The sequence below is a fragment of the Pseudobythopirellula maris genome, from assembly GCF_007859945.1.
GTDB lineage: Bacteria > Planctomycetota > Planctomycetia > Pirellulales > Lacipirellulaceae > Pseudobythopirellula > Pseudobythopirellula maris.
The window spans coordinates 1209386-1234387 of record NZ_SJPQ01000002.1; the positions used below are offsets into that span (position 1 = coordinate 1209386).

The following is a 25002-nucleotide window of genomic DNA, read 5'->3' on the forward strand; positions in this document are numbered from 1 at the left end:
CGCCAAATACCCCCGAACCGAAAGACGGCCCGATGGATGAGATCACAATCATCGAGGCCGATCTCGCCCACGAGGACCACCAGCTCTGGGTCCTCGCCATGGAGGACGCCTACGCCGCCGACCCGCTCGGCAACGGCGGCCCGATCGACCCGGAGGCCCGCGAGCGGCTGCTCGGCGCCCTCGCCGCGCACCCGACGACGATGATCTGGCTGGCGATGCGGGGCGGCACGAACGCCGCCAAGCCGGTCGGCATCGCCGTCTGTTTCCTCGGGTTCTCGACCTTCGCGGCCAAGCCGCTGATCAACGTCCACGACCTGTCGGTCATCGAGGCGTGCCGCGGCCGCGGCGTCGGCCGCCAGCTGCTCGCCGCCGTGGCGGCCAAGGGCCGCGAGTTGGGCTGCTGCCGGCTGACGCTCGAGGTGCTCGAGCACAACCCGGCCCGCCGCCTCTACGAGTCGGCCGGTTTCAAGCAAGCGACCTACGCCGAAGACGCGGGCGGGGCGCTGTTTATGATGAAGCCGCTTTAGGGGTGGCGTAGTGACTTCGTTAGAGCGCACTACTGGTAGCCGTAGCGTCGTTATCGCCTTTGCGACGCCGAATCACACCGCCCACACGCCAAGCATCAGTGCGATTCGCACGAGAGCTGCCCGCCAAGGCCGGGCGCCATGTGCACGCGGTAGCGCGGCATGTTGCGTGCAGGCGCGTTCTCTCTGATTCGCATGGCCACAGCGAGCGTGGCCATGGCGCCCGTCTCGAGCCGCCCCGTGGGTAACCAAGTGGTGCTCCACTTGAAGAGCGGAGGGTGGCGGGGGCGCACCCGTGAGGGAAGCCCCCGGGCCAGCGAGACCCGGTTTGTGGCGCACGGGGGCTTCCGCTGCGCGGTGCGCCCCCGCCACCCCGGCGGCCTGGTGCGAATCGCATGAATGCTTGGCGTGTGGGCGGTGGGCTTCGACGTCGACACGGTGTAAAGCAGCATTAAGACTAGCCGGGCGCCAATGGCGCACGTCTCGAGCCGCCCCGTGGATAACCAAGTAGTGCTCCACTTGAAGAACGTGGGTGGCGGGGGCGCACCCGTGAGGGAAGCCCCCGGGCCAGCCGAACCGAGTCTCCACATCACGGGGGCTTCCGCTGCGCGGTGCGCCCCCGCCACCCCGACGGCCTGGTGCGAATCGCATGAATGCTTGGCGTGTGGGCGGTGGGATTCGATGTCGATACGACGAAAGTAGCGCTACGACTAGTGGTAATGCGTTCTAGAGCCGGGTGCTCGGCGGTTCCTCAAACCGCAGGCCGATCACGCTGCGCCTGACAGCGCAACCGCGCAAGAACATCCTCACAAGAGGATGGTAATCACCCGCCAACCCGAACCTGACGTGCGCTCACGGGCAGTCCGGTTGGCAAGGCAGAATCAACGCAACGTGGATGGCCGTCGGGCGCAGCCTTACCTGCGCACTATCCCCACCACAGCAGCAGGACGCCGATCACCGCGACGGCGATCGTCCACCAACCAACCGCTCGGATGCGACCCGACGTCGAGCCGGCTCGCCAGCCCGCTTCACGTTCGGCGTCGGTGATCCAGTAGCCGCACGCCGGGCAGGACTCGGCTTCGGCGTGAACTTCGACGCCGCATTCGGGGCAGTCGAAGCTGTCGTCGTCGGGTTCGTCCGGCCAGTCGTCGTCGTAGCTCATCATGCACTCCCGTTGGCGGTGGAGGTCGTGAGCCGGGCGCCATGGCGCCCGGCTCAATCGCCAGCGGCCCGCTTAGGCGGGTCGAGCGAGAGGTCGTACTTCTTGTAGTAGCCTTCGATCTCTTCGAACAGCGGGTCCTTGGCGGCCCCAAAGACATAGTCGCCGGGCCGGGCCGTCGGGAGCCGGAGCAGCGGGTGATCGACCTCAGGCGTCTCCAGCCCCTCCTCGCGACGCCGCTTGAGGAGGGCGAAGTACCAGACCGGCACGAGGCTAAAAGGAGTGTGCTTGAAGGGCGCCCACGGCGTCCTGTGCCCGCCGTCATCGAAATTGTTGCAGTGGTAATCCAGGGCGGTGACAAGGGCGTCTCCCAGCCGATCGGGCGCCCGCCAATGATCGACGATCCCCTGGAACGGGCCGAGGTCGCGCCGCTCGAGGTAGTCGGGAAGTTCCCAGGCGGGCCGCATTACCCCTTCGCGGAACATCCGGACGCAAAACGACTCGAAGTGCGCCTCGCCGCAGTCGCTGCCCGACCAGAAATCGACGCCCCCCTCAAGCAACTCGGGCAGTTCAATTATCCGGCGCCAAGCCTCCGACAAATCGCGATGCCACCCGTGTTGGCTCGATTGATACGCGTGGCAGAGGGCCGAGGCGTAGTCGGCTAATACGAAGCGGAGAAGAATCGCAGGATATAAATCGTTTCGTTCGATCGCGGCTAGCCGCGCCGCCACTCCGAATTTAGCGCTCCACATGTGGTGCTGCAAGGCTTGGTCAATGAGCCCCCATCCGCCAGGGGCGCCATCGATCACTCCCACTTCTCCAGTCAGGCCATAACGCTCGGCGATTGTACTACACTTATGGCCGATTACAGCAGATGAACGGGGGTCGACTTTGCTCCCGTACTTCCGCATTCGTCTAACAGCACCATCTACAATTCCGGAAAGGCCGTCCGGATACTTGGTGAGACACTCTTGCGTATGTTTGACTTGGTCGTTTACGAGAGCGTCTACAGGCATGATGTCGTATGTGTTGATTGTTAATCTGACCCGAACGTTGCCCTGAAACTCATCCGGGCGCCATGCCCACGCGGTAGCGTGAGCATGTTGCGTGCAGGTGAGTTTTCTCTGATTCGCATGGCCGCGACAAGCGTGGCCATGGCGCCCGTCTCGAGCCGCCCCGTGGATTACCAAGTGGTGCTCCACTTGTAGAACGGAGGGTGGCGGGGGCGCACCCGCCAGGGAAGCCCCCGGGCCAGCGAGACCCGGTTTGTGGCGCACGGGGGCTTCCGCTGCGCGGTGCGCCCCCGCCACCCCGACGGCCTGGTGCGAATCGCACGGATGCTTGGCGTGGGTGGCGGCCGGGTGGCGGCGGTTCATCAGCGGGTGTGGCGTAGCCACGTTGCCCAGGCGCGATGTCGCGCTTCGCTTGCGTCAGGCCGGTCGTTTCAGTGGCCAAGAATAATCTTGCGCGACTTACGCCGTTTTGGCGTCGCCGTTTTCTCGCCGCAAACCGTGCCCCGCCATGCCGTTAGAACAAAGTCGCGAGTGGCCAAGAATCGCTGCTGCGCGCGCGGCCAAAAGCGATTGTCGAAATTAGGTGAATCGCCCGTTACAAAGATAATTGGGCGCCGCAGGGGGTGCGTTCATCGCCGCGCCGCTGCGTTCTTGCGGACAACGGGCCGCTTTCGAGCCGCCCGCATGCGTTTTTCAGGCGCGACAGGCGCCGCAGCGCTGTGCGAGTTTTTCTGGCGCAAACTCACGGCGCGAAATCGAAACTACTTTTGGCCGCCTCCGGGCGCTGACGCTTGCGGCTCGCCCAAGCCTCCCTGTGCTAGCACCGGCAGAATCTCAGCTTGACCCGTTCTGGCGATCCGGAGCATCATGCTCGCCATCCAACCAAGGAGGTTTGGCGGAGCGGCTGCGCGCTCCGGACAAAACAACCACGCCTATGCACAGGGAGGCGCATGCCATGAAACGCGACATCGATCTCACGCGACAAATCCTGCTCGACATCGAGGGCCAAGGCTCCGACTGCGCCACCGCCGCCCTGCGGCCCGGTGTGGCGGTCGACGCCCAGGAGCGGGTCCGCTACCACCTGCGGCTGCTGATCGACGGCGGCCTGGTCAAGGAAGTCGACCGCACGACGGCCGGCGTGCCGTGTGTGCGGCTCACACACGCCGGGCACGAGTTCCTCGAGCTGGCCCGCGTCGAGTCCCGCTGGGCCGACGCCAAGCGCGTTTGCCTAGACCAGACGGGCGGCCTGAGCCTGACGGTGATCAAGTCGGTGCTGGTGCGCTGGAGCGTCGACGCCACGGCCGTGGAAGACCACCGCACGCCGCGCCGCTGGCGCCGGCCGGCTTACGTGCGGCCCTACTCGACCGGTGTCGAGAGCCGCTACGTCGAGACCTCCCCGTACACGGCGCGGCCTTACGCCACGCGCACCTGGTACGAGCCGGAGACCGTGGTCGACGACGACCTGCGCCTGGTGCGCAGCCGCGAGACGTACCGCACGCCGTACCGCGAGCGCTACCACTGGTCGACCCCCGAGACCAACGGCTACGCCTACCCGACCGAGCTGAACGGCCACGCCGATGACTCGCTGCCGATCTACGTCGTGTGAGCCACGAGCCGCAACAGGACATCCTCCGAGGGGCGTCGGTCGCGAGACCGGCGCCCCTTTTTTAGTTGGCGGGTCGCGAGATCTCGTGGGCGAGCCGCAGGCGTTAGCGCACGGAGCTGTTGGCGCGCCGGTAAGTAGCGCCAGCCGCTCCGTGCGCTGACGCTTACGGCTCGCCACCGCGGCGCGGTAGACTGGCGCGTTATGCAGCTGGCGATCATCCATTACCACCTGAACCGCGGCGGCGTGGCGCAGGTGATCCAGAACCACCTGGGCGCTCTGGCCGCCCAGCCGGCGGAGCGCCGGCCCGTGCGGGTGCTGATCGTCCACGGCCCGGGGCGCGACGCCTGGCCGGAAGAGGTCGTGCCGGGCGGGGCGCCGTTCGCGATCGACTACGCCGAACTGCCGGAGCTGGCGTACGACGCCGAGCCGCGGGCCGACGCCGACCGGCTCGCCGCGGCGCTCGGCGCGGCGCTGGCCGCCGAGGGCTTCGATCGCAACGCCACCGTGCTGCACACGCACAACCACGCCCTCGGCAAGAACGCCTCGCTGCCCGGGGCGCTCGCCCTGCTGGCCGGCGAGGGATGGCGCCATCTGTTGCAGTGCCACGACTTTGCCGAAGACAACCGGCCGGAGAACTACCGGCATCTGGCCGAAGCGCTCCAGGCCGAATCCCTGAAGGCGGGGGACCCGCACAGGCTCGGCGCCAAGCTCTACCCGCAGGCGCCGCAGATCCACTACGCCACCCTCACCGAGCGCGACGCCGCGGTGCTGGCCGAGGCGGGCGTGGCGGCCGAGCGGCTTTCGGCGTTGCCGAACCCGGCGGCGGGGTTGGGATCGCTGCCCTCGCAGGCGGAGGCGCGGGGGCCGGTCTTCGAGAAACTCGGCCTGCCTGCCGAGGCTCGGCTGGTGGTTTACCCGGTGCGCGGGATCCGGCGCAAGAACCTGGGCGAGATGCTGCTGCTCGCGGCGCTCGCGCCGAGCGACACCTGGTTCGCGGTGACCCTGGCGCCGAAGAACCCGGTGGAGCTCTTGTCGTTCGACCGCTGGCGGCGCGTCGCTGAGTCGCTCGGCCTGCGTTGCCGATTCGACACGGGGGGCGCCTACGGCGTTGGGTTCCACGACGCCCTGGCGGCGGCCGACGCGATCGTCACCACGAGCATCGCCGAGGGCTTCGGCATGGTGTTCCTCGAGGCGTGGCTCGCCGGCAGGCCGCTCATCGGACGCGACCTGCCCGAGATCACCCGCGAGTTCCGCGCCGCCGGCATGACGCTCGGCGGCTTGTGGGAGCGCCTCAGCGTGCCGCTCGCCTTGCTCAAAGACCCCCGGTCGGCCCGCGAAGGGCTCCGGACGGTTTACCAAGACACCTGCGAGCAGTACGGCGTCAAGCCGCTCGGCGCCGAAGAGGCCGAGCGGCGCCTCGGCGTCTGCCTCGAAGGCGACGCCATCGACTTCGGCCAGCTCACCACGGCCGGTCAATGCGAATTGCTCGCCGCCGCGGCGCAAGACGCGGGCGTGCGGCGGGCCTTGCTCGACGCGAACCCGGGGCTCGCCGAGAAGCTCCGAGCCTCGGCCGAGGCGTCGGCCGACGAGATCGGGGCCAACGCCCGGGTCGTCCGCAGTGTCTACTCGGCCGAGACGCTCGGCGAGCGTCTGGCGGCGACCTACGCGGAAGTCCTCGGATCGGACAGCAGCGCGGCGGTAGAATCACTCAACAAGGGCGAGGCGATCCTCGCCCACTTCCTCACCCCCGAACGCGTGTACCACGTGCGGATCGAGCCATGGGACCCCTCCAAGACCGAATCGCCGAGCTGAGCCCGCCGATCGAGCCGTTGCCCACGGGCGAGACGCCGCGCCTGGATCCGATCCATGGCTTGCGGGCCGTGGTGTTCGACATCTACGGCACGCTGCTGGTGAGCGGCTCGGGCGACATCTCGCTGGCGAGCGAGGGCTCGCGCGGCGGCGCGGCGACCGAGGCGCTCGCGGCGGTCGGCGTCGCGGGCTGCGATGGCGAGCGGGTTGTCGAGTTGCTGCACGCCGCGATCCTCGAGGCGCACCGCGAGGCCGAGATGGAGAGCCCCGAGGTCGAGATCCGCGAGATCTGGGGCTCGGTGCTGGAGGAGATCGATGTGCGGCTCGAACCGGAGCGGATCGAGCGGCTGGCCGTCGAGTACGAGTGCCGGGTGAACCCGATCGGGCCGATGCCGGAGTTGGGCGAGACGCTCGAAGCGCTCCGCGGTCGCGACCTGCGGCTTGGCGTGGTGAGCAACGCCCAGTTCTTCACGCCGCTGGCGTTCGAGCCGCTCACCGGCCGCCCACTCACCGGCGGCACGGGTTTCAATGGCGAGGGCGGCTGCTGGGGATTCGAGGCGGACCTGCTGGTCTGGTCGTACGAGCACCTGGTGGCGAAGCCGTCGACTGCGCTGTACGAGATGCTGCGCGACCGGCTCGAGGCGGTCGGCGTCGGCCCGGCCGAGACGCTCTACGTGGGCAACGACCTGCGGAACGACGTGTGGCCGGCCCAGCTGGTCGGCTTCAAAACCGCGCTCTTTGCGGGCGACGGGAGGTCGCTCCGCTGGCGCCGCGACGACGAGCGGCTCGCCGCGATCGCGCCGGACGTGGTGGTCACCCGGCTCGGACAGTTGCTCGAAATCATCGGCTAACCGAGGGTTCTGCCGGTTTTGGCGCTTGCGGCGGTCTCGCGAGCGGCGCATCTTGGCGAATGTGGGTGGGGCAGTGGAGCGAGGCCATTGGCGGGGCCGAACACTCCCTTGGCGCGCCGCCCCGGCAACCCCTCCCACCACGCCCCCCCCTCCCACGCCTCTCAGTCATGTCCGAGGAAGACAACAAGCGCGGCCACAGGATTGGCTTCGTCGGCACCCGCTTCGCCGGGACCGACGGCGTGTCGCTCGAGGCCGCCAAATGGGCCAAGGTGCTCTGGCACTACCGCCACACCAGCTATTGGTTCGGCGGCAAGCTCGACACCAACCCCGAAGTCAGCATGCTCGTGCCGCACGCCTACTTCGGCCACCCGGACATCGAGTGGGTCAACGAGCGGTCGTTCGGCAAGATCACGCGTGACCCGGAAGTGACGCGGCGTGTCTTCGCGATCGCCGACCACCTGAAGCGCAGCCTGTACGACTTCGTGCGGAAGTTCGACATCGAGATCCTCGTCGTCCAGAACGCGAGTTGCATCCCGATGAACCTGCCGCTGGGGGTGGCGATCGCGCTGTTCTGCGCCGAGACCAACTTCCCCACGATCGCCCACCACCACGACTTCTACTGGGAGCGCGACCGGTTCACGGTGAACTCCGTGGGCGACCTGCTGAGGATGGCGTTCCCCTGCACGATGCCGTGCATCCAGCACGTGACGATCAACAGCGAGGCGCAGCGGGCGTTGTCGCACCGGCGGGGGGTTTCGAGCGTGTTGGTGCCCAACGTGCTGGACTTCGAGAAACAGCCGACCGGCATCGACGACTACAACGCCGACTTCCGCCAGTCGATCGGCCTGGAGCCGGACGACATCCTGTTCCTGCAGCCCACCCGCGTCGTGCCGCGCAAGGGGATCGAGCACGCGATCGCGCTGATCCAGTCGCTGGGCAATCCCAAGTGCAAGCTGGTCGTGTCGCACGAGTCGGGCGACGAGGGCAACGACTACCTCAACGCCCTGCAGGAGATGGCCGAGCACCAGGGGGTCGACCTCCGCTACGTGCCGCAGAGCATCGGCGAGGAGCGTGGCGTCAACGAGGCGGGCGAGAAGGTCTACCTGCTGGCAGACGCCTACGCCCACGCCGACTTCATCACCTACCCGAGCCTGTACGAGGGCTTCGGCAACGCCCTGATCGAGGCGTTCTACTACCGCAAGCCGGTGCTGGTGAACCGCTACTCGATCTTCGTCTCCGACATCGAGCCGAAGGGCTTCGATGTCCCGACCATGAACGGCTTCCTCACGCGCGACGTGACGGCCAAGGTGAAGCGGATCATCGACGACCCGGTCTACCGCCAAGAGATGGTCGACCACAACTACGAGCTGAGCCTGCGGTTCTTCAGCCACGCGGTGCTCAGGCGCAAGCTGCGGGCGTTGATCACGAACGTGACCGGCTTGGACGACCTGTGAGAAGTGCGGGGGGAACCGCCAAGTCGCCAAGGACGCCAAGTGAAGCGGGGCTGTTAAGAACTGGGGGGGAGGCGTCTCCGACGCCGATATCGGCTTGCCAGCGATAATCGCTTTGACTGATCGAATCGAAGTATGAAACAATAGACGTATGGCAACGATCGAATTCTCCGACGCCCATTTCCAGCAACTCACCGCCCAGGCTGCTGCGGCAGGTTACGCGGACGTGTCGGCCTACCTGAAGACGCTCGTCGAGGACGCGGCATTCGACGCCCGCTGCGGCATGAGCGAGGAACAACTGCGCGAGAGCGCCGCCGACTGCGCTCAGATCGACGGGCGGATGCGGGACGCAGAGGGACACGAGGCCAAGGAGGCGTTGAATCAGATCGCCCAGCGGCGTGGCCTCAAGACCCCCTCCTGATGCGATACCGCGTCCTTCTCTCCGACGAGTTGCTCGCTGGCGTGGAACGGCATCTCGATTACCTTGAGCAGCAATCCGGCGGGCCAGGCGTCGCTGCCAGGTGGTGGGAGAAGGCGGTCGAGCAGGTCCTGTCTCTCGATCAGATGCCCAATCGTTGCCCTCTGGCTCCGGAGAACGACTTCGAAGAGTTGACGATCCGCATGCTGATTGTCGATCGCTGTCTTTTTCTGTTCACGGTCGACGAGAAGGAATCGGTGGTGAGAGTACTCAAGATGCGCCATGGCAGCCAAAGCCCCAGGCCACTGTAATGGAGCAATCGCGTGCGGGGGGCTGCGGGCGCTGATCACGAACGTGACCGGCTTGGACGACCTGGGAGAAGTGCGGGGGGAACCGCCAAGTCGCCAAGGACGCCAAGGACGCCAAGTGAAGGGGGATGGGGATTCACAAGATGGGCAGGATCGATCGCGATGCGGTTGATCTCTTGAATCCTGTCTAAAACTTGCTGGCTTCTCGGCGGCTCCTGCTCTCAGTTCGACGCACCGCGCTCGGGCGGCTACAATGGTGGTTCTCGCCACGCCCGCCTCTCAACGCCTCCGACCCCGCCCCGCCCTTGCCATCTCCCGAAGCCAATCTCGCCGACCTCGTGGCGCCGCTGCGCCGGCGTCTTGCGACGGTCTACGGCGACCGGGCCGAATCGGCCCTCGCGGCGCTAGAGGCCGAGTTCGCCGAGCTGCTCTCCAGCGAACCGCTGCCCGAGCCGCCCAGCGGCTCACGCTGGAACGAGCGCGACGTGGTGCTGATCACCTACGCCGATCAGCTTCGTGACGAGACATCGGGCGCCACCCCGCTGGTCGCGCTCCGCGAGTGGCTCGTTGCCCAAGGCTACGACGAGCTGCTGAGCACCGTCCACCTGCTGCCGTTCTGCCCTTACAGCTCGGACGACGGGTTCTCGGTGATCGACTACCTGGAGGTCGACCCCGACGCCGGCAGCTGGGACGACATCGCCGCGCTGGGCGAGCCGTTCGACCTGATGTTCGACCTGGTGCTGAACCACATCTCGCAGCACAGCACGTGGTACCAGGCCTACCTCAAGGGCGAGGAGCCGTACACACGATTCTTTGTCGAGGCCGACCCCACTGCCGATTACTCGCAGGTCGTGCGGCCGCGGAGCCTGCCGCTGCTCACGCCGGCCGAAGTGAACGGCGAGACCCGCCACGTTTGGACCACGTTCAGCGACGACCAGATCGACCTGAACTACGAGGAGCCGCTGGTCCTGGCGCGCATGCTGCGGATCTTGGTGGAGTACGCCCGCCGCGGCGCGCGGATCATCCGGCTCGATGCGGTGGCGTTCTTGTGGAAGCAGCTCGGCACGAACTGCCTGCACCTGGCGGAGACGCACGAGATCGTCAAGCTGATGCGCGACGTGCTCGCCGTGCTCGCCCCGCGCACGCTGGTGCTCACCGAGACCAACGTGCCGCACAAGGAGAACATCAGCTACTTCGGCTCGATCGACCCGAACGGTCGGGGCGACGAGGCGCACATGGTGTACCAGTTCAGCCTGCCGCCGCTGCTGTTGGAGGCGTTCACGTCGGGCGACGCGACGGCGCTGCGGAGCTGGCTCACCGACCTCGCCCCGCCGCCGCGCGGCTGCACGTTCTTCAACTTCACCGCGTCGCACGACGGCGTGGGGGTGCGGCCCCTGGAAGGGCTGGTGGACGACGACCGACTCGCGGCGATGGTCGAGGCGGTCGGCGCCCGCGGCGGCAAGATCAACACCCGCCGCAAGCCGGACGGCTCCGACGCCCCGTACGAGCTGAACATCACGTACGTCGACGCCGTCTCGCCCACGGCGCCCGACGACCCGGCCGCCCGTACGCCTGAGAACGTCGACTTGCACGCCGCCCGTTTCCTGGCGTCGCAGGCGGTGATGCTCTCGCTCCAAGGCATGCCGGCCGTCTACTTCCACAGCCTCGTGGGCACACGCAACGACAACGAGGGCGTGGCCGCCACCGGCATCAACCGCCGCATCAACCGCCACAAGTACGACCGCGCCGAGCTCGACGCGATGCTCGCCGCCGGAGGCCCCTCGGGCGACAGCGGCTCTTTGCAGCGCAAGATCCACGACGGTTACAAGCGCTTGCTCGCCGCTCGCACGGCCGAGCCGGTCTTCCACCCCGACGTGCCGCAACACGTTTGCGACCCGGAGAACCAACACCTGCTGACGCTGGAGCGTCGCACGTCCGACGGCTCGGCGGCGCTGCTGGTGGCGGTGAACTTCGCCAACGACGAGCAGACCGCGGTGCTGCCGTCGCGCTACCGGCAGGGGGGCACGGACCTGATCAGCGGCGAGTCGATCGCCGCGTCGCCGCGGCTGACGCTCGCGCCGGGGCAAGTGGTGTGGCTGCGGGCCGGCGCCGGTTAAGCTATCGCTACTCCCTCCCCCGGCGGGGGAGGGGATTACGCTCCCCCAACGCCAAGCCGAATAGCCGTGCCCGACTTTGCTCAACGCGGACCGATCACCACGATCCACGACCTGGGGACCGCCACCCCCGAGGCGCTCGAGGAGCGGCTCCGCCGGGCGGTCAAGAAGCACGCGATCGGCCTCGTGCTGCCGGTGACGGCCTCCGACATGCGCGCGGCGCCGTTCGCCAACATTGTTGAGCACCTCGCGGGGGCCGATTACCTCGATTCGTCGGTCATCGTGCTGAACCGCACCGAGGACCCGGCTGACTACCGCGAGGCGGTGCGGCTGGTCTCGCCGATGGGCCCGCGGGCGCGGGTGCTGTGGACCGACGGCCCGCGCGGCCAGGAGGCGCTCGCCGAGCTCGCCGACGCCGGGTTCGACGTCTCCGTGCCGGGCAAGGGACGCGCCGTGTGGTTCGCCTTCGGCTACCTGTTGGCCGACCCCAATGTCAAGGCGTTCGTGCTTGAAGACGGCGACATCGAGAACTACGACAACGACATGCTCGTGCGTTTGTGCCTGCCGATGGCGCACCCCGGCATGGACTTCGACTTCTGCAAGGCGTTCTACGCCCGCTGCACCGACCGCATGCACGGCCGCGTGGTGCGGCTGCTGATGACGCCCGTGCTGCGGGCGCTGATCTCGGTGATGGGCAACGACCCGTACCTGGTGTTCCTGCGCAGCTTCCGGTACACGCTCGCTGGCGAGTTCGCCATCTCGGCGACCCTGGCCCGCTCGAACCGCATCCCTTGCGACTGGGGCCTGGAGGTCGGCACGCTGGCCGAGGTCTATCGCAACACGTCGGCCAAGCGCGTCTGCCAGGTCGACATCGCGCGGATCTACGACCACAAGCACCAGCCGATGTCGCTTGAGGACAAGACGTCCGGGCTGATGAAGATGGCTTCGGATATCTTGCGCAACCTGTTCCGCACCCTGGCGAGCCGCGGCATGGTGTTCGGCCGCGGGCACTTCATCGCGTTGCGGGCTGCCTACCTGCGGATCGCCCAAGACGCCATCCGGCAGTACCACGCCGACTCGCTGATGAACGCCCTCAACTACGATCGGCACAGCGAGGAGCAGGCGATCGAGGCGTTCGCCGAGCTGATCACCGCCACCGGCGAGGCGGTCAACGACGACCCGTCCGGCTCGGCGGCGCTGCCGACCTGGACCCGGGTCGTGACGACCCTGCCCGATTTCCAGCAACGGCTGCGGCAGATCGCCGAGGACGACCTGGCCGAGTACGGCGGCTGAGGCCCCCCGATTGATGTCTCCCTCTGGCGTGCTGGCGATTTCGGCAATTCTTCATGCCCGGCCCCCACGGGCGCGATTGTGCGGCTCGGGCGAGCTGTAGCGGCCGAGCCGCGAGCGGCGACCCGATCCGGGCCCGGCGGACCATCGACGGGCCCCCCCGGCTGGGTAAACTGGAAGGCTCGGCGGCCCCCACGGCCGGCCGCCGTGTCCACCACAAACACCTCTCTCGCCACCCCCGCCGCTCCTCCACGGCGCCCAGCCCGAGCCCCCATCCTATGAAGATCGCAGTCATCGGAACCGGTTACGTCGGCCTTGTTACCGGCACGTGCTTCTCGAATAGCGGCAACGATGTCACTTGCATCGACATCGACGAGAAGAAGATCGCGGGCCTCAAGCAAGGCGAGATCCCGATCTACGAGCCGGGGCTCAAGGAGATGGTGCTCCGCAACGCCGAGGAGGGCCGCCTGAAGTTCACGACCGACACGCCGGCCGGCGTGCGTGAGGCCGAGATCGTTTACCTGGCCGTCGGCACCCCGCAGGGCGACGACGGCTCGGCCGACCTGTCGGCCATGTGGGCCGTGGTCAAAGCGATCGCCCCGCACCTGCGCGAGGACGCGATCGTCGTCACCAAGAGCACCGTGCCGGTCGGCACGAACGCCACGATCTACGGCATGCTCCAGGAGCTGACGGGCCGCGATTGCGACGTCGCCAGCAACCCGGAGTTCCTCAAAGAGGGCGCCGCGATCGACGACTTCATGAAGCCCGACCGGGTGGTGGTGGGCGTCCGCCGGCCGGAGGTTTCCGACAAGCTCGAGCAGCTCTACTCGCCGTTCCTCAGGACCGAGAAGCCGTTCCTGTCGATGAGCCCCGAGTCGGCCGAGATGACCAAGTACGTCGCCAACGCGCTGCTCGCGACGAAGATCAGCTTCATCAACGAGATGGCCAACCTCTGTGAGAAGATGGGGGGCGACATCAACGACGTGCGCCGCGGCATCGGCCACGACAGCCGCATCGGCTTTGCGTTCCTGTTCCCCGGCGTCGGCTACGGCGGCAGCTGCTTCCCGAAGGACGTGCGGGCGCTCAACGCGATGACCGTGAGCAAGGGCCTCGAGCCGACCATGCTGCGAGCGGTCGACGAGATCAACGAGCGTCAGAAGAGCGTGATGGCCAACAAGCTCGACGCCCACTTCGGCGGCGACCTCAGCGGCAAGCGGATCGCCATCTGGGGCCTAGCCTTCAAGCCCGAGACCGACGACATCCGCGAGGCCCCCGCGCTGGTGCTCGTCGACTGGCTGCTGGAGAAGGGCGCTGCCGTCGTGGCCCACGACCCCGAGGCGATTCCCAACGTCCGCGCCGAGTTGGGCGACAAGATCGAGTACTCCGAGCGCCGCATGGCGACGCTCGACGGCGCCGACGCGCTCTGCATCCTCACCGACTGGAAGGCGTACCACCAGCCGGACTTCGCCGAGATGTACCAGCTGCTCAAGGAGCCCGTGGTGCTCGACGGCCGCAACCTCTACGACCCCGCCCGCATGGCCGCCCGCGGCTACTGCTACCACTCGATCGGCCGGGTGAGCGTCGACGGGCGCAACGGCAAGAAGTGAGCCGCGAGCGCGGTCGGTCATGACCGAACAGAGCAGCGTGACGTCGGGCGCCCCCACGCCGGGCGTCGTACGCCGATCAATCGCCGAAGCGATCCTTGCCGGCCACGGCGTTGTGGCGGTGTTCGCTCTGTGGCTGGCGCCGCACGGTTTTCCCGTGTCGCATCCAAGGTTTTGGCTCGGCACGGCCGGGCCGCTGCTAACGCTGCTCGTGGCCGTGGCGGGCGTGGCGGCGCTAATGGCGGGCAAGCCGCGTGTCGCCCCTTGGGCGCTGATGCTGCTCGCCGGTCAATGGTTCGGCGCCGCGATGGGAGCGAAGGCGTGCTTCCCCGAGAGCCTCGGCACGGTTTGGTGTTTTTTTCTCTTTCCCTCCTTGGCGTGCGTCGCGGCTTGGTGGTTGCTCACCGCGCGCAGCCAGCTTGGTCTCATGGAACCGTTCATCCTCGCCCTCGGCGCGGCAAATGGATCGACGGCCGGACTTGTTCTGATGGCGCCGTTGCCGAGCGCACGGCCGCTTCTGGGCGAGGCGGCAGACATCCAAGAGCACGCACCCGAACTCGAGAACTTGGCTTTTGGCGATTCACTCCACTTCCGGCAGGGCGGATACCGCCTCATCTACGATCCGCTGCTGACTTTTGACCGTCTCTCGCCCGACCGGTTCTGGTCGTTGTTCGCTCCGCCGGCGCCGAGACGCTCACGCAGCGAATCGGCCGACGGCCCCTTGCGCTTCGACGACGGCGCCACGATCGCCCTCGCCGCCGGCGCGGCGCCGAGCGAGGTCGTCGTGACGGCGCACACGCCGGTCGCTGAAGACGCCTATTCGCACCTCAACACGTTCGCCCATTTCACGCTCGGCGGGTGCAACGAGCCCAAAGTCTCATTCTCGCCCAGCGGCGAAGAACGGTTCGACGTGGTAGTCACCGATTACCCGGTCGGACGCCCGGCGCGGCTGGCCTGCCTGAAGCCGGGCGATCGCTTCGAGGTGCTCGAAGCGTCTCCGGGCGAGAAAGGGCCCTTCACCACGCTCGGCGAGGGCACGCTCGGGCGCGAAGAGCCGCTCCGGCTGACTTTCTGGGACGGCGAGCAAGCGGTTGTCGCCGTCGAGCTCGACGACTGGTCGGCCCAGGCGAGCACCGAACTGTCGCCCACCGCCGGCTGGGGAGCGCCGCAGAACGCGATCGAGCTCTCACTCGACGGTTCGAGCGGCGTGGTCGAGGTGTGGGTCACTCTGGCCGCCACCTCGGTCGGCCGCGGCTGGGACACCGTGGGCCACGCCGCGGGCGTGTATCGCAACCGCAGCCGTGTAGAATGGCTAGTCGATCCCGCGGCTAGCGTGGGCCCGCCTTTAACGCCTTGATGGACCGGCCCATGCTCCCCGACCCCACCGAATCGAGTCGCCTGCGGAAGGAAACGCCCGAGGCGCTCAAGAAGCTCGAGCTGTCGCTGCCGGTCACCGAGGCCGACGTCAAGCAAGCCTACTTCGCCAAGGCCCGCGAGGCGCACCCCGACCACGGCGGGGGGACGGCCGAGTTCATCGAGCTGCAACGCGCCTTCGACGAGGCGATCGAGATCGCCAAGCGGAGCGGCAAGCGGCTGCCGTGGCTCAGCGCCCAGATGCCCACGTACATCGCCCAAGAGGCCGCCATGGAGCTCGTGGCCGAGTGGGGCGGCAAGTCCGAGGTCGTTACGATCGACTGGCTCGAGGACACCGTGGGCGACGACTTCGCCGCGCTCGGCGACCGGCTGATCGAGATCGACCTGACCGGACTGCCGATCGGCGACGCCGAGCTGCGCCGGCTGGCCGAGGAGGCGCCAACGATGCCGTTCCTCAAGACGTTGCGTCTGGCCAACACACGCGTGTCCGACGACGGCCTGCGGCGGCTGCCGCGGCTGGGGGCATTGCAAGTGCTCGACCTGCGCGGCACGCGGGTCTCCTACGCCCTCCGCAAGCAACTCGCCAAGCAGCCCGGCATGGAGCGCGTCGAAGGAGCGAGCCGGTTCGCTGAGTGGCTGCACGGGCGCTGACGCGCGCGGCCTGCGGCAGGCGAAGGGGTGGCGGGGGCGCACCGCGAAGCGGAAGCCCCCGTGAAGTGGATACGCGGCCTAGCTTGCTCGGGGGCTTACCTCCCGGGAGCGCCCCCGCCACCCCACCTGCAGGCAACGCCAGCCTCGGAGGAGTGATCGCCCCGCCCTATTCGCCCCTCCCCGGGTCGGCCGCGTAGAATTGGCGCGCGTTTCGCCATGAGTCTCCTTCATGATCAGTCCCCCCCGAGGCGCACGGATGAAAACCGAACTGCCCGACCGCCTCGTCTCGACGCCGGCCTGTTTTATCGTGAATCCCTCGGCGGGCCGCGGGGCGGTGGCGGAGCTTGAGAAAGCGATCAATCGCACCTTCGGCGATCAGGGTGAGGTCTACACGACCAAGCAGCCGGGCGAGGCTCAGGAGATTGTGAGTAAAGCGGGGAGCGAGGGCCGTTTGGTCGTGGCGGCCGGCGGCGACGGCACGGTGAACGCCATCATCAACGCGGCGATGGCCGCCCCCGAGCGACCGACGCTCGGCGTCGTGCCGCTCGGAACGGCGAACAACTTCTGCCGCTCGCTGGGCGTCCCGCTCAATTTGGAGGAGGCGGTGCGCTGCGTCCGCGACGGGACCGCCAGCGGGGTCGATCTCGTCGAGGTCCGCACGGAGCAGAAGAAACTCTACTACGCCACCGTGGCCACGGCGGGCAACGCCGACCGGGTGATCGACGCCCTGGAGGAGAACGAGAAGCAGCAGTGGGGCGCCTGGTGCTATTTGCGAGCCGCGTTGCCGATCCTCACCGACTTGCAGGCGTATCCCCTTCGGGTCGAAGCCGACGGCGAGCCGATGGGCGACTTTCGCATCTGGAACCTGCTGGTGGCCAACACCCGCTACGCCGGCGGCGGCATCGACGTGGCGCCACACGCCGCCCTCGACAACGGGCTGCTGGACCTCGTGCTGATCTCCGAGGGCCCCGGCCTCGACCTGCTCTCGCTCACCTCCGGGTACCTCACCAGCGGTTACCTCGAGCACGAGCGGGTCACGCACCGACAAGCCACCCGGGTGACGGTGCGCAGCGAGCGGGAGCTCCGCTGGTTGGTCGACGGCGAGATGATCGCCGGGAGCGATTTCGAGTTCGCGGTCGCCCCGCGGGCGCTGCAGGTCCTGCGGCCCACGGAGTGAGCCTCGTGGGAACGAGACGCGGGGCGACTTCACACCTTGGCGGCGTGGCGTTCGGCGTCGCGCTCGGCGTCTTGCTGCGGCTGCAGCCGGGGCGTCGCCCAGCGGGCGAACGTGTGGCGGCTGGTCGGTGCGAACGTCTCTTCGGCCGAGAAGTACATCCAGTGGGTCACCGTGATGTCACGCTCCGTGACCGCGATCAGGTTGAACGAGTTCTTCTCCCGCTCGCGGGCGCGGCCGCGACGCGAGGTGGTCGTGCCGCACTGGGCGATGACCATCCCCTCCTCACGGTTGGCGCCGGCGTACACGTCGAGCGAGTTGCCCACGTACGCCCGGTGCAGGTGCCCGCCGAGCACGAGCTCGACGCCTGCGCGCTGGAATCGGTCGAGCGCTTGCTTGGCGTTGGGCAGCGTGGGGCTCCGCTCGTAGTCGGGCGCCGGCGCGAAATGGTGGTGCGCCACAACGATCCGCAGCCGGCTCGACGGCTCCGCGGCAAAGGCCTTGTCGGCGTAGTCGAGCTGCCAGTCGTCGAGACGGCCGTTGACGATCGCCCGATGCGGGGCTGTCGAGTCGAGCGACACGATCGTCGCCTCGCCGACCGTCGTCGTGTGATTAAGTCGCTTGTGGATGTGCCGCTGGTAATTCCGGTGCGGCGCGGTGAGCCGCTCCCACCAGCGGTAAAGCGGCACGTCGTGGTTGCCGGGGGTGACGATCACCCTCTCACACGGCAGCCGGTCAACGAACGCGGCGGCCTGCTCGTACTCCTCGACCGTGGCCCGTTGGGTGAAGTCGCCGCTCGCCACCACCACGTCGGCGTCGAGCCGATCGACCGCCCCCAACAACGCCTCGCCGACCGCCGGCACGTAAAATGGGCCGAAATGGAGGTCGGAGATGTGGATCAGGCGGAGCATGGCGTTTCCGATCGGCGAGAAGACTCAGCGACGCGTGTCGGTCGTTGGTCGACGCGCGAGGTGGGACACAGGGCTTACAGAACAAATCCCGCGCCGTGACGCTGTGCTAGGTGCAGAAAGCTCAAGACCGCTCGAAACCACCCCCTAGGAGGCCGCCGCAACACCGCGCCGGCAGGGTGGCGAGCAGGCTGGTCGTCACCGCCGCTCGCGTCGCGACAGCATGAAATAAGCGACACACGCCAACCCCGCCGAGCCGTAAACCATCGCCATGACCATCACCTGGTAGCGGGCGGCCACGAGCGGGTCTTCGCCCGAGAGCACCTGGCCGGTCATCATGCCGGGGATCGCCACGAGCCCGACGGCCAGCAGCGCGTTGGTCGCCGGGATCAGCGCGGCGGTGATGGCGTGGTTGCGGGCGTCGCGCCACTCGGCGCCGCGCTCGCGCTCCGACTCGAACCGCTCAACCGCCACGCCGATCGCGTTCATGGCGTTGGCCAGGATCATGCCGGCCAGCGGCACAACGAGACGCGGCGACCACCACGGCTGGGGCGAGAGGACCCCCAAGACCACCACGGCGAGCGTGGCCCAGCCCGCCAAGCCGATCGCGGCCACGGCCCGCCAATAGTGCGCCGCCGAGCGGTCTAGCGAGGTGCGGATAGCGATCTTGCCCGCCGCCAGCGTCATCACCACGAGCGCCAGCAACACCCACGCCGGGTGGTCGGCGGCGAACAGCGCGGCGAGCACGTAGCCAATGGCCGCCAGCTGCACGAGCATCCGACCCAACGCATAGAGCGCCGCCCCAGGGCGGAGCGACCACCGCCACAACACGACGAGCAGCAGGGCGACCGGCGCGAACGCCAGGGCGAGTTTCGTCAGGGGGATCGTGGCGACCGCGGCGAGCATGGGGCGATTGTAGCCGCCCGCAGCGGCCGCGTCCTGCGGATCACTCCGCCGGCGCGTCCGCGGCGTTTGCGGCTTGGCCCCGGCCGAAGATCAGCCGGTCGATCGACAGGCTCCCCGGTCCGGTAAGCAGCAGCGCAACGTAGACGGCCAGGTAGGCCGCGGCCAACTCTTTGGTCTGCCACGGGTCATCGGCGTGGACGACGAACAAGGCGATCACCATCGTGAACGCCAGCGGCAACACCGCCACGCGTGTGAGCAGGCCGGCGATGAGCAGCAGCGAACAGCCGAACTCGGCGCCGATGGCCGACATCAGGCTCAGGCGGCTCCCCATGCCGATCGGGTCGGGGAACGCGTCGGCCATCTCCGAGAACCCGCTCAGCTTTTGCCAGCCATGGACCAGCATCATCACCCCGAACGCGACCCGCAGCAGGAGCAAACCGAGCGACGGTAAGGGAGAGGTCTTGGAATACATCAACAGCGCCTTAGGGGAGGGAAGAAGGAGGGGGGATCGCGGCGAACGTTGCTATAGCTATCGACAGTCGGCACGATAACTAAGCGTTCGTTCAAAAACTGACGCTGCAATCGTAGCGAGATCCGCCGCGTAGGCCAGTACGGCATGCCGTCGACGCCGCCTCGCCCACAGTCAGGCCGGCCGCGGCGATTGGGCCACCCGGAGAAATTCTAGGCGAAGGTTTGCGGGATCGGGCAGCTCGGTCTAGCCTTACTCCATTCCGCTTGTCTACTTTCTCTCCTAACTATTCAACAGGATCAGGCATGCGCCGGAACCTTATCGTGCTCCTCGCCCTGCTGGCGACGGGCGCTGCGTTAGCGGGAGTTTGGAGCGTGATCGCCGCGCCCGCCCCTCCGCAATACGACACGCTCGCTCTGAAGGGTGAGTACGTCGATTACTCCGAGCTGGACGGGTCGATCCCGGGCAAGCTGGTCCGCGAGCTGGGCCGCCAGGCGGTGCTGCTCGCGGCGCGCGACGAGCTGGGCCTCGCCACACGCGACGAGTCGCTCGGCGAGCTCGACGCCACGGCCACGCCGCTCAACCCCGAGAAGACGTTCGCCCTCATGCCCCGGGTGCGCACCTACTGGAAGGGAAACACGCGGCTCCACCTAGAGCAAAGCCGCCTGGAAGCGGCGCCGGGTACCGAACCAGCCCCAACCCAACCCGAGGAGCAAGCGGCGATCGAGCCGCTACAGTTCGGCGGGCCCTCGCTCCGGCCCCAATCGATCTACGCCACGCTGGCCAACCAATGGGAAGAGCAGGCCCACGGCCCGTTGGTTGAGACGCTGCGCGAGGCGGGCGTGCGGGGCGCGGCGCCCAAGCCCGACCCGACGAACCTGCCGGACGAGGCCGCGATGCTTCTGGTCGAAGACCTCAGCTTCCCCGCGCAGTACGCCGCGGTGCGGCTGGCCCACCAAGCGGTCGCCGAGTACGGCGCGTCGGCCGAATGGCTCGGCGTGCTGGCGCGCAGCTACGCCCACCTCGGCATGCTGACCGAGCACCACTGGTCGAGCCAGCCCGAAGTGTTCTACGCCCGGGCGCTGTTGTACGCCGAGCGGGCCCGGCGCTACGGCGACGGGAAAGAGACTTTGCTCTTACGGCCTTATGTTCTGGCGGTGTGCGGCGCCCACGCCAACGCGCTGTCGGAGCTCAAGGCGCTCGGCCCGTTGGGCAAGGAGGCGCCGGCGTGGGCGGCGGTGATCGAGCCGACCGGCCGCTTTGACCACGAGGGCCTGCAGCAACTCGCCGACGACCGCCCCGAGCTGCGGCCACTGGCGCTGTGGCTCGCGGTGAGTCACAAGCGAACACTCGGCTATCAACGCGCGTTCCGCGATGTCGCCTATCCTGCGTTGGAGGAAAGCCCGGCCGCTTTTGGCGTCTACAACGACCTAGTGAAATGCTACCCGTCGCTACGCGATCAGCGACGCGGCGCTTACGGCGGCCCGGCGGCGTTGGCCTCCGAGTTGCCCCTCCGGCTGGTGGGCGTGGCCGACCTGCCGGAAGGAGTGCTCGCCTCGTCGGCGCCCGCCGCGGGCTGGGTCGGCGAGATGCTCGAGGCGCTGCCCGGCGGCCGCGTCACCCCCTTTGAGAAGGGCCCCAACCAGATCGCCAAGGGCCTGCGCCGTGCGGAGCGCGAGCTCACCGCGCCGTGCGAGCCATCTTGGGAGCTGCTCGCCCGACTGATCGAGGAGGAGCAGTTCGTGATGGCGGCCAACTACTGCCAGACGATGTACAACGCCACCGAAGCGTCGCACACGACCGAAGCGGCCGAGCTGCACCGACTTGTGTCCGACCATCGCTGCGCGAGATACATCGCCGTCCACCAGCTGCCCAAGCATCTGCACTACGACCCGGAGACGCTCGCCGGCGCCTTGGTGGAGATCGACTTCCTCGAGCCTCGCTACAACATGGAGCCGCTCATCAAGCAGATGCTCTACTTGCCACGCACCGACGGTTGGAACGCTGGTTACCAGGCGAGTTGGAGCGCCTTCAACAGCCCCGATCTCCGCCTGCCTTCGCTCTGCGAAGAAATCGTTGCGGGCTACCAGACCTGGTGGGAAGATTTGAAGCCCCACCGGCACACGCAAGTTTTGGACTATTACGAAAAGGTCTCGCCGCACTCTCCCCACTGGTTGCGGCAGCGGCTGTGGCTCGAGAAGGAGCCTTCCAAGCAACAACTCGCCGAGTGGTCCGAGCACGCCAAGAGCGACGTGTCGAGCAGCCAACGGATGGCGAACCACCTTGTGGCTGCGGGTCGCGCCGACGAAGCGACCGAGTTCTTCGAACGGGCGTACGAGCTCAGCCCGAGCAGCGACAGCGTCATCGCCTTGGCGTCGCACGTTCGCGAGCACGTCGACCGCGACGAGTGGCTCCCCACCCTGCAGAGGTTTCTCGAAGAAGAACCCGAGATCGGGCTGGGGCACACGTCGGTCGAGAGCCACATCGCAAAGACTCTCATCTCGGATGACCACGACTACGCGGCGGCGTTGCCCCACGCCCAGCGCGCGGCGCAAAGCTACTCGGCTGATGGACTCTACTCCGCGATGGTCGCCAACGAGGGCTTGGCCCGCTGGGACGAAGCGGACCATTGGGCCAAGGCGCTCAGCACCAGCTACCCCTCGGCCAGAGGCTACGAGTGGTGGCTCTACCGCACACGCACCGGCCGCGGCGACCCGGCCGAAGCCCTCCCCCCGCTCGAGCAGTCATTCCTGGAACACTATTCCTACGTGACCAGGTGGGCCGAGGCGGATTACCTCGCCACCTCGGGTCAGCTCCCTGAGGCGCGAGACGCTTACGACGCGATCGGCGCCAAGTACGACTCGCCACACAGCAAGGCGTTCTGCCACCTGGTCGCCGCGATTCTAACGTATGAATTGGGCGACGCGGCGCAGCTCGGCGAGAGGATCGAGGCGGCCGAACGTTTTGCTACGCAGTCCTTGGCGGATAACCCCAAGGGTCGCAACGCGATGCGGCTCTGCCTAGGGCTGCTGGAAATGGAAGCCGACGGCGACGAAGTGGATCTCAACGAGATCCAGCAAGCGCTCGACGCGATCCCGGATGGAGGGGGCCGCCTCGACTACGTCGGCCTCGTAGGCCTGATCCTGCAAGTCACCGACCAAGAGAGTGAGGCTGCCGAGCGTTGGCTCCGGGCGGCGGTGCAAGGTCCGCCGGTCGACCTCTCGATCGCCAACCTAGCGGGCCATCACCTCGCCAAAAAGCACGGCGTATCGCGCACCGAGCCGATCTCGGCGCGGCCGGACGCAGCCGACGCGCCCGCCGACGAACATGCCGAAGACGACGCGCCGGCCGAGGCCGATAACGAAGCGGGTCCGTCAGACGACTGACTCTGCCGCCCTCCACGAGGGGCGGCTCAGGCCCCACGCCGGCGGCGCGAGGCGACCGCCGTCAGGACCAAACCGACCAGCGCAGCCGTCGCCGGCTCGGGGATCGGCTCGTACACGAACCGTGTCGACGGTGTCGTGTCCATCCCCGGCACGAGGTGCGTGTGGCTCTCGTTGACTTGCACCTGGGCGGTCACGATCACGCTGGGGACCGAGGGGCCGGGCGTCAGGAACCACTGCAGCATTAACCCCGTGTGGTTCTTGTGCACGGGCGGGATGTTGAGGAAGTGATTGTGGTCATCGCCGATGTCGGGCGTCTCGAAGCTGGTCGTCGCACTCGGGAACACAATCGGATTGAGACCGGGGGGAAGCACCACCGGGTTGACCGACACGTTGTGCAGGTGCGGGTCAACGTCTTCCAGGAAACCGGCGTCGTAGAAGCTGGTCATCACCGGCGGCGGGTCGATCGTGACCGTGGCGCTCTGCAACGTGCCGAGGGCGGGGTCGAACTTCGTGACGCCCGGCAATGTGAGCGTAGCCGCGTGCGCCGAACCGGCGGCAAGCATAAACACGACGAGCGAGAACGGGACAAGTGTGGCAAGGACGGGGGCAAAGCGGCTGCGCGACATGAGAACACTCCGGGGCAAAAGGGTGCGATGGTTTCCTTCCCCCAACCCGATGGGGGGTTAAGGCTTCCACCCTAATCCACCGTGGACCACGACGCCTCTAAAACGCGGTGTGTGGCGGACCTAAACCGCGCACTCGCCGTCCTTGCAGCGTCCGGTGAGCCACAGGCGGTGCTTGGCGAACTTGCGATAGGCCAGGTCGAGCCCTTGCCGCAAGCCGGGCAACCGTGTGAGCGGCACCAGCGGCCCAAAGCCGACCGCGCCGTAGAGTCGGCGGAACACCTCCACGCCGGTGACCCACTCGCCCGATGGCAAGCGGCCGTGGATCTCGGCCATCAGCTCGGCCTCGGTCTTGCCCAAGGGCGCCGGGTCGAAGCCCTCGGCCGCCAAGTCGGTAAAGCGGATCCGGCCTTTGCGATCGAGCCAGCGGAGCGTGCGTATCTCCCGCAGGCAAAGCGGGCAGTCGCCGTCGTAGAAGACCTCGACCTCCCAGCCGCCGGTGGGGCGGGGGCTTTCGTGGTCGAGCGGCGATGTCTCGGGCGGCCGTTCCATGCCCAAGTCTAGGGCGCAGGACCGATTCCGCCAGTGACAGAAAGCCCGTGCGCCAAGCGCCGGCTCATCAACCCTTCTTGGCCCAGCGCTCCAGCCAGTCTTTGGGCGGCGACGCCTCGATCACCGTCGCGATCTCCTCCGCGCTCATGCCGCGGTCGAGCATGTCTTGCTTGAGCTGCGACTCTTGCGATCGGCGGTGAATCGTCGACAGCACGCCGCCGAAGACGCAGACGATCGTGATGACGACCCCCGCCGCGATGACGGGCAAAACGATCATCAGCACGAATCGGTGGTCCTGGTTGAGACCATCAAACAGTTGGGTCGTTTGCTGCGCCAACATAGGCACACAAGCGTAGGCGGGGAGCATGGTTGCGGCCTATCGGTGTGGGGGGACGTGGGCGGTGCTTCAAGCACTCTTGGTTTTGGCGTCCTTGGGGGTCGCCGTCATCACCTTCTCAATCTCCGTGGGGTCGAGCCCACGCTCGACCAATTCGCGACGGAATTCGAGCTCCTGCCGGTGGACCAAATAACGGCGGGTCTCCCTGGCGACCGAGGCTACGATCCCGAAGATCATGCCAAAGGCGAACATCAACACGATCATGTTGAACGGCGTCTGGATGCTCACGATGCGGTCAACGATCTCGATCATGGTTTCGCCTTCAGGCTAGCGCGGAAAAACAGCTTGCGGAGACCCGCGGGTGGACGGTCAACGATTATTCGCAACCACAGGCCTTATCTTGGCTTAGGTGGACAAAAAATCGCAATGAACTCCCTCCGAGGTCAGGATTAGCCCTCCCTGCGCAGGGGTGGTA

General features: G+C 67.5%; 23 protein-coding genes. 14 read left to right on the forward strand and 9 right to left on the reverse strand.

What is annotated here, in order from left to right; all coding sequences use genetic code 11:
• The first annotated feature begins 32 nt into the window (after window positions 1–32).
• Window positions 33–527, forward strand: a complete 495-nt coding sequence (locus Mal64_RS12565; RefSeq protein WP_197525708.1) for a GNAT family N-acetyltransferase — start codon at window positions 33–35, stop codon at window positions 525–527.
• A 922-nt stretch (window positions 528–1449) separates the two neighbouring features.
• On the opposite strand, the gene Mal64_RS12570 is transcribed toward Mal64_RS12565, so the two are convergent.
• Entirely contained in the window at window positions 1450–1686 is a 237-nt protein-coding gene (locus tag Mal64_RS12570) for a hypothetical protein (RefSeq protein ID WP_146400623.1), read from the reverse strand.
• A gap of 53 nt (window positions 1687–1739) precedes the next feature.
• Window positions 1740–2282 (reverse strand): hypothetical protein, encoded by a 543-nt coding sequence (locus tag Mal64_RS12575; RefSeq protein ID WP_146400625.1) that lies wholly within the window; start codon window positions 2280–2282, stop codon window positions 1740–1742.
• A 1369-nt stretch (window positions 2283–3651) separates the two neighbouring features.
• Here Mal64_RS12575 and Mal64_RS12580 point away from each other — a divergent pair.
• The 12 genes from Mal64_RS12580 to Mal64_RS12630 all read left to right on the forward strand — a co-directional run bounded on the left by Mal64_RS12580 (window position 3652) and on the right by Mal64_RS12630 (window position 17349).
• Complete coding sequence (locus Mal64_RS12580; protein ID WP_197525709.1) at window positions 3652–4302, forward strand: DUF2513 domain-containing protein; 651 nt, start codon at window positions 3652–3654, stop codon at window positions 4300–4302.
• 201 nt (window positions 4303–4503) lie between these two features.
• The gene (locus Mal64_RS19855) at window positions 4504–6114 is read left to right on the forward strand and encodes a glycosyltransferase (RefSeq protein WP_197525710.1); all 1611 of its coding nucleotides are present in this window, start codon (window positions 4504–4506) and stop codon (window positions 6112–6114) included.
• On the forward strand, window positions 6081–6962 hold the full coding sequence (locus Mal64_RS12585; RefSeq protein WP_197525711.1) for an HAD family hydrolase: 882 nt from the start codon (window positions 6081–6083) through the stop codon (window positions 6960–6962). Before Mal64_RS19855 ends, Mal64_RS12585 begins: the two co-directional genes overlap by 34 nt.
• A gap of 167 nt (window positions 6963–7129) precedes the next feature.
• A complete protein-coding gene (locus tag Mal64_RS12590) occupies window positions 7130–8416 on the forward strand; it encodes a glycosyltransferase family 4 protein (protein ID WP_146400631.1) in 1287 nt (428 codons plus the stop codon).
• A 148-nt stretch (window positions 8417–8564) separates the two neighbouring features.
• On the forward strand, window positions 8565–8834 hold the full coding sequence (locus Mal64_RS12595) for a hypothetical protein (protein ID WP_146400633.1): 270 nt from the start codon (window positions 8565–8567) through the stop codon (window positions 8832–8834).
• Window positions 8834–9142 carry a type II toxin-antitoxin system RelE/ParE family toxin gene (locus Mal64_RS12600; protein ID WP_146400635.1) on the forward strand — a complete coding sequence of 103 codons (309 nt, stop codon included), beginning with the start codon at window positions 8834–8836 and terminating at the stop codon, window positions 9140–9142. The genes Mal64_RS12595 and Mal64_RS12600 overlap by 1 nt, the downstream gene beginning before the upstream one ends.
• A gap of 302 nt (window positions 9143–9444) precedes the next feature.
• Window positions 9445–11256: a sugar phosphorylase gene (locus Mal64_RS12605; RefSeq protein ID WP_146400637.1), complete on the forward strand. Its 1812-nt coding sequence runs from the start codon at window positions 9445–9447 to the stop codon at window positions 11254–11256.
• Window positions 11257–11322: 66 nt separating this feature from the next.
• The gene (locus tag Mal64_RS12610; protein WP_146400639.1) at window positions 11323–12546 is read left to right on the forward strand and encodes a glycosyl transferase; all 1224 of its coding nucleotides are present in this window, start codon (window positions 11323–11325) and stop codon (window positions 12544–12546) included.
• Between the two features lie 275 nt (window positions 12547–12821).
• On the forward strand, window positions 12822–14150 hold the full coding sequence (locus Mal64_RS12615; RefSeq protein ID WP_146400641.1) for a UDP-glucose dehydrogenase family protein: 1329 nt from the start codon (window positions 12822–12824) through the stop codon (window positions 14148–14150).
• A gap of 19 nt (window positions 14151–14169) precedes the next feature.
• Entirely contained in the window at window positions 14170–15504 is a 1335-nt protein-coding gene (locus Mal64_RS12620) for a hypothetical protein (RefSeq protein ID WP_146400643.1), read from the forward strand.
• Between the two features lie 11 nt (window positions 15505–15515).
• Complete coding sequence (locus Mal64_RS12625) at window positions 15516–16172, forward strand: hypothetical protein (RefSeq protein ID WP_146400645.1); 657 nt, start codon at window positions 15516–15518, stop codon at window positions 16170–16172.
• A 256-nt stretch (window positions 16173–16428) separates the two neighbouring features.
• Window positions 16429–17349, forward strand: coding sequence for a diacylglycerol/lipid kinase family protein (locus tag Mal64_RS12630; RefSeq protein WP_197525712.1), 921 nt, complete (start codon window positions 16429–16431; stop codon window positions 17347–17349).
• A 29-nt stretch (window positions 17350–17378) separates the two neighbouring features.
• Here the strand turns inward: Mal64_RS12630 and Mal64_RS12635 are convergent, their stop codons facing one another.
• The 3 genes from Mal64_RS12635 to Mal64_RS12645 form a co-directional block, all read right to left on the reverse strand.
• Window positions 17379–18257, reverse strand: a complete 879-nt coding sequence (locus tag Mal64_RS12635; protein WP_146400649.1) for a metallophosphoesterase family protein — start codon at window positions 18255–18257, stop codon at window positions 17379–17381.
• Between the two features lie 195 nt (window positions 18258–18452).
• Window positions 18453–19160 (reverse strand): ABC transporter permease, encoded by a 708-nt coding sequence (locus tag Mal64_RS12640; RefSeq protein WP_146400651.1) that lies wholly within the window; start codon window positions 19158–19160, stop codon window positions 18453–18455.
• A 40-nt stretch (window positions 19161–19200) separates the two neighbouring features.
• Complete coding sequence (locus Mal64_RS12645) at window positions 19201–19632, reverse strand: DoxX family protein (RefSeq protein ID WP_146400653.1); 432 nt, start codon at window positions 19630–19632, stop codon at window positions 19201–19203.
• Between the two features lie 302 nt (window positions 19633–19934).
• On the opposite strand from Mal64_RS12645, the gene Mal64_RS12650 reads away from it, so the two are divergent.
• A complete protein-coding gene (locus tag Mal64_RS12650; protein ID WP_146400655.1) occupies window positions 19935–23015 on the forward strand; it encodes a tetratricopeptide repeat protein in 3081 nt (1026 codons plus the stop codon).
• 26 nt (window positions 23016–23041) lie between these two features.
• Here Mal64_RS12650 and Mal64_RS12655 read toward each other — a convergent pair whose 3' ends face one another.
• The 4 genes from Mal64_RS12655 to Mal64_RS12670 all read right to left on the reverse strand — a co-directional run bounded on the left by Mal64_RS12655 (window position 23042) and on the right by Mal64_RS12670 (window position 24839).
• Window positions 23042–23641 carry a PEP-CTERM sorting domain-containing protein gene (locus Mal64_RS12655; RefSeq protein ID WP_146400657.1) on the reverse strand — a complete coding sequence of 200 codons (600 nt, stop codon included), beginning with the start codon at window positions 23639–23641 and terminating at the stop codon, window positions 23042–23044.
• A 120-nt stretch (window positions 23642–23761) separates the two neighbouring features.
• Window positions 23762–24190 (reverse strand): thiol-disulfide oxidoreductase DCC family protein, encoded by a 429-nt coding sequence (locus Mal64_RS12660; protein WP_146400659.1) that lies wholly within the window; start codon window positions 24188–24190, stop codon window positions 23762–23764.
• 67 nt (window positions 24191–24257) lie between these two features.
• A complete protein-coding gene (locus tag Mal64_RS12665) occupies window positions 24258–24557 on the reverse strand; it encodes a hypothetical protein (protein ID WP_146400661.1) in 300 nt (99 codons plus the stop codon).
• 39 nt (window positions 24558–24596) lie between these two features.
• Window positions 24597–24839, reverse strand: coding sequence for a hypothetical protein (locus tag Mal64_RS12670; RefSeq protein WP_146400663.1), 243 nt, complete (start codon window positions 24837–24839; stop codon window positions 24597–24599).
• Between the last annotated feature and the right edge of the window lie 163 nt (window positions 24840–25002).

What these genes read in the sequence shown, in the direction of transcription:
- Mal64_RS12565 (WP_197525708.1), top strand. Translation starts at nt 33, where the DNA reads ATGGATGAGATCACAATCATCGAGGCCGATCTCGCCCACGAGGACCAC.
- Mal64_RS12570 (WP_146400623.1), bottom strand. Translation starts at nt 1,686, where the DNA reads ATGAGCTACGACGACGACTGGCCGGACGAACCCGACGACGACAGCTTC.
- Mal64_RS12580 (WP_197525709.1), top strand. Translation starts at nt 3,652, where the DNA reads ATGAAACGCGACATCGATCTCACGCGACAAATCCTGCTCGACATCGAG.
- Mal64_RS19855 (WP_197525710.1), top strand. Translation starts at nt 4,504, where the DNA reads ATGCAGCTGGCGATCATCCATTACCACCTGAACCGCGGCGGCGTGGCG.
- Mal64_RS12585 (WP_197525711.1), top strand. Translation starts at nt 6,081, where the DNA reads ATGGGACCCCTCCAAGACCGAATCGCCGAGCTGAGCCCGCCGATCGAG.
- Mal64_RS12590 (WP_146400631.1), top strand. Translation starts at nt 7,130, where the DNA reads ATGTCCGAGGAAGACAACAAGCGCGGCCACAGGATTGGCTTCGTCGGC.
- Mal64_RS12595 (WP_146400633.1), top strand. Translation starts at nt 8,565, where the DNA reads ATGGCAACGATCGAATTCTCCGACGCCCATTTCCAGCAACTCACCGCC.
- Mal64_RS12600 (WP_146400635.1), top strand. Translation starts at nt 8,834, where the DNA reads ATGCGATACCGCGTCCTTCTCTCCGACGAGTTGCTCGCTGGCGTGGAA.
- Mal64_RS12615 (WP_146400641.1), top strand. Translation starts at nt 12,822, where the DNA reads ATGAAGATCGCAGTCATCGGAACCGGTTACGTCGGCCTTGTTACCGGC.
- Mal64_RS12620 (WP_146400643.1), top strand. Translation starts at nt 14,170, where the DNA reads ATGACCGAACAGAGCAGCGTGACGTCGGGCGCCCCCACGCCGGGCGTC.
- Mal64_RS12625 (WP_146400645.1), top strand. Translation starts at nt 15,516, where the DNA reads ATGCTCCCCGACCCCACCGAATCGAGTCGCCTGCGGAAGGAAACGCCC.
- Mal64_RS12630 (WP_197525712.1), top strand. Translation starts at nt 16,429, where the DNA reads ATGAAAACCGAACTGCCCGACCGCCTCGTCTCGACGCCGGCCTGTTTT.
- Mal64_RS12635 (WP_146400649.1), bottom strand. Translation starts at nt 18,257, where the DNA reads ATGCTCCGCCTGATCCACATCTCCGACCTCCATTTCGGCCCATTTTAC.
- Mal64_RS12640 (WP_146400651.1), bottom strand. Translation starts at nt 19,160, where the DNA reads ATGCTCGCCGCGGTCGCCACGATCCCCCTGACGAAACTCGCCCTGGCG.
- Mal64_RS12645 (WP_146400653.1), bottom strand. Translation starts at nt 19,632, where the DNA reads ATGTATTCCAAGACCTCTCCCTTACCGTCGCTCGGTTTGCTCCTGCTG.
- Mal64_RS12650 (WP_146400655.1), top strand. Translation starts at nt 19,935, where the DNA reads ATGCGCCGGAACCTTATCGTGCTCCTCGCCCTGCTGGCGACGGGCGCT.
- Mal64_RS12655 (WP_146400657.1), bottom strand. Translation starts at nt 23,641, where the DNA reads ATGTCGCGCAGCCGCTTTGCCCCCGTCCTTGCCACACTTGTCCCGTTC.
- Mal64_RS12660 (WP_146400659.1), bottom strand. Translation starts at nt 24,190, where the DNA reads ATGGAACGGCCGCCCGAGACATCGCCGCTCGACCACGAAAGCCCCCGC.
- Mal64_RS12665 (WP_146400661.1), bottom strand. Translation starts at nt 24,557, where the DNA reads ATGCTCCCCGCCTACGCTTGTGTGCCTATGTTGGCGCAGCAAACGACC.
- Mal64_RS12670 (WP_146400663.1), bottom strand. Translation starts at nt 24,839, where the DNA reads ATGATCGAGATCGTTGACCGCATCGTGAGCATCCAGACGCCGTTCAAC.